Source organism: Methylobacterium sp. WL18 (assembly GCF_008040015.1).
Classification (GTDB): domain Bacteria; phylum Pseudomonadota; class Alphaproteobacteria; order Rhizobiales; family Beijerinckiaceae; genus Methylobacterium; species Methylobacterium mesophilicum.
Window position 1 is genome coordinate 1 of record NZ_VRVD01000318.1, and the last position, 5,297, is coordinate 5,297.

The window sequence follows — 5,297 nt, forward strand, 5'->3', positions numbered from 1 at the left end:
GGCCTCGGCGGGCGGGAACGCCGCCTGCACGGACGCCTGCGCCCGGGCCACCTCGGCGACGAACCGGAGATAGGCCTCCATCGGATGTCCCGGTGCCGCCGCAATCAGGCGCGCGGCCCGGTCGGCGAACAGCGTCCCGGGATCGGGCAGCCGCACGAACGGGACCGAGCCCGAGATCCCGATCTTGTCGGGATCGGGCTTCAGCTCACTGAAATCCCGCCGCTGGGGTTTCGGCTCGGACCCGGCGGGCTTCGTCTCGGCCGGAACCGCGGGCTTGCGCCTGAAGAAGTTGGCCACGCCTCAGGATCCGCGCTTGTCCACGGAGCCCCGGCGCACCTTGGAGCCGGCGATCTGCCGGAACCACTTGCGGTGATGCCGGTAGGCCCAGCCGCCCGTCACCGTGCCGCGCACCATCGCCCGGCCGGTGCCGCGCACCCAGATGCCGGCGTAGATGTGGACCACGATGATCGCGATGGCGATCACGGCCGCGAGCGAGTGGGCGAGCAGCGCCCAGCGCTGGGTCTCGATGGTGGTCAACCCGCCGAAGTAGGTGTTCCAGATCATCAGGCCGGTGACGAACATCACGCCGATCAGCGCGGTCTGGCCCCAGAACACGCCCTTCTGGCCGGCATTGTACTTGCCGAGCTCGGGCAGGCGGTCCTCCCGGTTGGTGACCACGTCGCCGATCTTCATCGACCACGCGACATCGTCCTTGTTGGGGATGTTGAGCTTCCAGAAGCGCACGAACAGGAAGAAGAAGCTCACCGCCAGGGCGACGCCGAACCACGGATGGATCGCGCGCGTCGCCTGCCCGCCGCCGAACAGGCCGGTCAGCGAGAACAGGTAAGGCGTGAACATCGCCAGCCCCGAGAGGGTCAGCAGCGTGAACAGGATCGCGGTGATCCAGTGGTTCACGCGCTGAACCCCGGTGTAGCGGGGGACGTACATCACCTCCGGCGCCTCGGACTTGGCGTGATGCAGCGGGCGGGTATCCCCGTCCCGGATATCGTTCTGGCTCGTCATCGGCCTTCTCGCGCGTGACGTGGCGCCGGCCCCGCGCCGCAGCGGCGGCGAGGGCTGGCTTTGAATTCGGTATCGCTTGGCCGGCACGCCGGCCTAGCGAATGCACATAGGGCCGGATGAGACGCGGGTCCCCTCTCCCGTGCGGGAGAGGTCTGCTCTCGCAGAGAGCCGGGTGAGGGATGCGACCTCTCCGGAAGACCCTGGTCCCTCACCCCAACCCTCTCCCGCACGGGAGAGGGGGCGCGTCACGACCTTCACAAGCGGCGGGTCACCCTCGTAACCCGCCGACACGCTCCTATCAGTGCGGCCGCGCCTCGCCGCCGCCGGTCTCGCCGCGGCGCTTGGCCTCGTCGTACTCGACCGCCTCTTCCTCTTCTTCCGGCACGACCTCGTTCGGGCCGGCCGTCACGTAGTGGAAGAAGCCCGCGACCGCGGCAAAGCCCATGGCGGCAAGCCCGAACACCTTGGCGCCGCCCTTCCAGAAGGCCACCAGCGGCGAGATCTTCGGGTCGTTCGGCAGGCCGGCATAGAGGCTCGGCTGGTCGGCGTGGTGCAGCACGTACATGACGTGCGTGCCGCCGACGCCGGCCGGGTCGTAGAGGCCGGCATGCTCGAAGCCGCGCGACTTCAGGTCCTCGACCCGGCTCTCGGCCTGCTCGATCATCGCCTGCTTGGTGCCGAACATGATCGAGCCGGTCGGGCACGCCTTGGCGCAGGCCGGAGCCTGACCCACCGCGACCCGGTCCGAGCACAGGGTGCACTTGTACGCCTTGTGGTCGGTCTGGCTGATGCGCGGGATGTTGAACGGGCACCCCTTCACGCAATAGCCGCAGCCGATGCAGTTCTCCTCGATGAAGTCGACGATGCCGTTGGAATACTGCACGATCGCCCCGGGGGACGGGCACGCCTTGAGGCAGCCCGGCTCGGTGCAGTGCATGCAGCCGTCCTTGCGGATCAGCCATTCGAGGTTCTGGGTCTCCGGGTTCTCGTACTCGGTGAACCGCATCAGGGTCCACGACTTCGGCGTGAGGTCGTGGGGGTTGTCATAGACACCGCGGTTGATCCCGATGTCGTCGCGCAGGTCGTTCCACTCCTCGCAGGCCGACTGGCAGGCCTTGCAGCCGATGCATTTCGACACGTCGATGAGCTTGGCGACCTCCACCTGGCGGCGGATCTCCGGCGGCGTCTCCGTGGAGGCGGAGCGCTGACGGATATCGAGGGAGCTGTAATCGGCCATGCTGTCAGCTCCCCTCAGGCGACCGCGTCGGACGGCGGCGTGGTCGGCTCGATATTCACGAGCCAGGCCTTGAACTCCGGCGTCTCGGTGTTCGCGTCACCCACCACGGGCGTCAGCGAGTTCGGGTGCCATCCTTTCTTCGTCAGGCCCATGAAGCCCCAGTGCTGCGGGATGCCGACGACGTGGACGGGCTTGCCGTCGCAGATCAGCGGCTTGATCCGCTTGGTCACCACCGCCTTGGCCTTGAGCGAGCCGCGCTTCGACCAGACGCGGACCCAGCCGCCCTTGGAGATGCCCTTCTCCTTCGCGAGCTCCTCCGAGATCTCCACGAAGGCCTCGGGCTGGAGGATCGCGTTGATCCGGGCGTGCTTGGTCCAGCCGTGGAAGTGCTCGGTGAGCCGGTAGCTGGTCGCCGCGTAGGGGAACTCCGTCGCGTCGCCGAGGTCGGCCAGGTCGTCCTTGAAGATCCGGGCCGCCGGGGCGCCCTTGATCTTCGGGAACGGGATGTTGGCCATCGGCGATTCGAACGGCTCGTAGTGCGTCGGGAACGGCCCGTCGCGCATGAGCCCCCGGGTCCACAGGCGGGCGACACCCTCCTGGTTCAGGATGAACGGCCCGACGCCCTTATCGGGGGCGACGGTCACGCCGTAATCCGGCACGTCGAAGCCGATCCACTGCTTGCCGTTCCACTCGATAAGCTTCTTCTTCTCCGACCAGGGCTTGCCCTCCGGGTCGCAGGACGCCCGGTTGTAGAGCACGCGCCGGTTGGCCGGCCACGCGAACGCCCAGTTCGGCGCGATGCCGCGGTCGCCGGGATCGGTGTTGTCCCGGCGGGCCATGGTGTTGCCCTTCTCGGTGTAGCAGCCCGAGTAGATCCAGCACCCGCAGGCGGTCGTGCCGTCGTCCTTGAGCTGGGCGAAGCCGTCGAGCTGCCGGCCCGCCGGCATGACGGTCCCGTTGAGGTCGGGCGTCGGCGCCACCGTGTAGCCGTTCAGCTCGCGGGCGAGCTCGGTCGGCGTCGGCGACTCGGCGATGGCGTAGTCCCATTTCAGGTTGACGATCGGGTCCGGGAACGCGCCGCCGTCCTTCTTGTAGGCCGCCTTCACGCGGAGGAAGATCTCCGACATGATCTCGATGTCCGAGCGGCACTCGCCCGGAGCCTCCTGGGCCTGCCAGTGCCACTGGAGCCAGCGGCTGGAGTTCGACAGCGAGCCCTCTTCCTCCGCGAACAGGGTGGTCGGCAGCTCGAACACCTCGGTCTGGATCTTGGTCGGGTCGACGTCGTTGTACTCGCCGTGGTTCTCCCAGAACCGGGCGGTCTCCGTCTTGAGCGGATCCATCACCACGATGAACTTCATCTTGGAGAAGGCTTCCGTCATCTTGGCGCGGTTCGGGAACGACAGCAGGGGGTTGAAGCCCTGGATGATGTAGCCCGCCATCTTGCCCTGCTTGGCCAGCTCGAACCCACGGATCACGTCGTAGGTCGGCACGTCGAGCTTGGGCAGGTAATCGTAGGCCCAGTCGTTCTCCTTCGTCGCCTTGTCGCCCCACATCATCTTCTGGAACGAGACGAAGAACTTGTTGTAGTTCTGCCAGTAGCTGGTCTGGCCCGGGCGCAGCGGCTTGAACTGCCGCTTGGCGATGTAGCTCGCGTAGTCCGGCTCCTTCTCCACGGGCAGGTTGAGATAGCCCGGGATGAGGTTCGACATCAGCCCGAGATCGGTCAGCCCCTGGATGTTGGAGTGGCCGCGCAACGCCTGCATGCCGCCGCCGAGCATGCCGATGTTGCCGAGCAACGTCTGGACGATGCACATCGAGCGGATGTTCTGCGAGCCCTTGGAGTGGTGCGTCCAGCCGAGCGCGTAGAGCGAGGCCATCGTCCGCTCAGGGGACGACGTGGTCGCCATCAGCTCGCAGACCTTCAGGAAGGTCTCCTTCGGCGAGCCGCAGATCCGCTCCACCATCTCGGGCGTGTAGATGGCGATGTGCTTCTTCAGGAGCTGCATGACGCAGCGCGGATGCTGCATCGTCTCGTCGACCACGGCGTAGCCGTCGGGACCGATCTCGTAGTCCCAGGTGGTCTTGTCGTAGTCGCGCTTGTCGGCGTCGTAGCCGGCGAACAGGCCCTCGCTGAAATCGTAGCCCTCGCGGACGACGTAGCCCGCGTTGGAATAGGCCGCGACGTAGCGGTGCTGCAGCTTGTCGTTGTCGATCAGGTACTTCGCGACACCCGACAGGAACGCGATGTCGGTCCCCTGCCGGATCGGGCAGTACAGGTCGGCCACCGACGCCGTGCGGGTGAAGCGCGGGTCGACGACGATGAGCTTGGCGTTGTTATGGGCCTTCGCCTCGACGACCCACTTGAATCCGCACGGATGCGCTTCGGCGGCATTGCCGCCCATCACGGTAATCACGTCCGCGTGCTTGATGTCCATCCAGAGGTTGGTCATCGCACCGCGTCCGAAGGAGGGCGCCAAACTGGCGACCGACGGACCGTGTCAAACCCTGGCCTGATTATCGAAGACCAGGGCCCCCATGCTGCGCACTGTCTTGTAGGTCAGCCAGGCCGTCTCGTTGGTGGTGGCCGAGGCGCCGAGGAAGCCCGTCGTGGTCCAACGGTTGACCGTCAGCTCTTCGTTCTTGGCCAGGAAGTTCTTGTCCCGATCCTCCTTGAGGAGGGTCGCGATCCGGTCCAGCGCGAAGTCCCAGGAGACGCGCTTGAACGCGGACGTGCCGGGGGCGCGGTAGAGCGGGTACTTCGTGCGGGTCTCGGAATGCACGAAGTCGAGCAGCGCCGAGCCCTTGGGGCAGAGGGTGCCGCGGTTGACCGGGTGATCGGGGTCGCCCTCGACATGCATCACCGAGGAGCGCGCGTTCTTCGAGCGGTCGCCGAGGCTGTACAGGATGACGCCGCACGCCACAGAGCAGTACGGGCACGTGTTGCGGGTCTCGCGCATCTGCGCGAGCTTGAACGGCCGCACTGCGGCGGCCATGGCCGGCTGGAGGCCGCCGAAGCCGAGTGCGCCGAGCGAGCCGC

General features: G+C 66.9%; 4 protein-coding genes. All 4 read right to left on the reverse strand.

Annotated elements, in window-relative coordinates; all coding sequences use genetic code 11:
- Positions 1–297 (reverse strand): formate dehydrogenase accessory protein FdhE (gene fdhE / locus FV228_RS19400; RefSeq protein WP_147856116.1); only part of this gene is annotated, 297 nt, incomplete at its 3' end.
- Positions 298–300: 3 nt separating this feature from the next.
- Positions 301–1,023 carry a formate dehydrogenase subunit gamma gene (locus FV228_RS19405; RefSeq protein WP_147856117.1) on the reverse strand — a complete coding sequence of 241 codons (723 nt, stop codon included), beginning with the start codon at positions 1,021–1,023 and terminating at the stop codon, positions 301–303.
- Between the two features lie 298 nt (positions 1,024–1,321).
- On the reverse strand, positions 1,322–2,260 hold the full coding sequence (gene fdxH / locus FV228_RS19415; protein WP_147856119.1) for a formate dehydrogenase subunit beta: 939 nt from the start codon (positions 2,258–2,260) through the stop codon (positions 1,322–1,324).
- Between the two features lie 14 nt (positions 2,261–2,274).
- Positions 2,275–5,297 (reverse strand): formate dehydrogenase-N subunit alpha (fdnG, locus tag FV228_RS19420; protein ID WP_147856120.1); only part of this gene is annotated, 3,023 nt, incomplete at its 5' end.

Bases quoted from the DNA above. Each gene is read 5' to 3' on its own strand.
- fdxH (WP_147856119.1), bottom strand. From the start codon at position 2,260: ATGGCCGATTACAGCTCCCTCGATATCCGTCAGCGCTCCGCCTCCACG.
- FV228_RS19405 (WP_147856117.1), bottom strand. From the start codon at position 1,023: ATGACGAGCCAGAACGATATCCGGGACGGGGATACCCGCCCGCTGCAT.